Origin of the sequence: Streptomyces sp. NPDC048197 (assembly GCF_043202395.1) — a bacterium.
Taxonomy (GTDB): Bacteria; Actinomycetota; Actinomycetes; order Streptomycetales; family Streptomycetaceae; genus Streptomyces; species Streptomyces siderophoricus.
Genome location: NZ_JBIDAJ010000009.1, coordinates 263,913 through 264,580, shown reverse-complemented (window position 1 = coordinate 264,580; position 668 = coordinate 263,913).

Below are 668 nucleotides of genomic sequence, written 5' to 3'. Positions count from 1 at the left end.
CGCCAGCGTTCGTCCTGAGCCAGGATCAAACTCTCCGTGAATGCTTCCGGGTACTCCCGGTGACACTCGCGTTGAGCGGAACCAGAGGGAGGAATGATCCCTCGGTTCACAGCGTCCTCGCTGTGTTTTCTTCAAAGGAACCTCGCCACCAGACCATCCGGTCCGGTAGACGGGGTATCAACATATCTGGCGTTGACTTTTGGCACGCTGTTGAGTTCTCAAGGAACGGACGCTTCCTTTGGACTCCCTCTCGGGCTTCCTCCGGGCGCTTCCCTTCGGTCTTGCGTTTCCGACTCTATCAGATCCTTGCGGCTCCGATTTTCGCCGGTGCGTTTCGACCTTTCGGCTTCTTCGCGGTTCCGACTCTATCAGATCCGATTTCTTGCCGTTTCCGGTTCGAATTCGGTCCGATTTCCCGTCGGAGGGGGTTTGCCTTTCGGCTGATCCGACTTTATCAGATTGCTCTGGGCCGGAATTCCGCTCCGTAGCGAGGGGCGCCCGACGCACAGGCGTGCGGCGCTTCCCGTTCAGGCGGAGCCGTAAACGTACTGGAGCGGGGGGGGGGGGGGGGGGGGGGGGGGGGGGGGGGGGGCGCGCGGACACGACTGATGACGCAGTCGGAATGCGTCCGGCTCCGGCGCCCGACAACAGCGTTGAGAGAAAGGCTT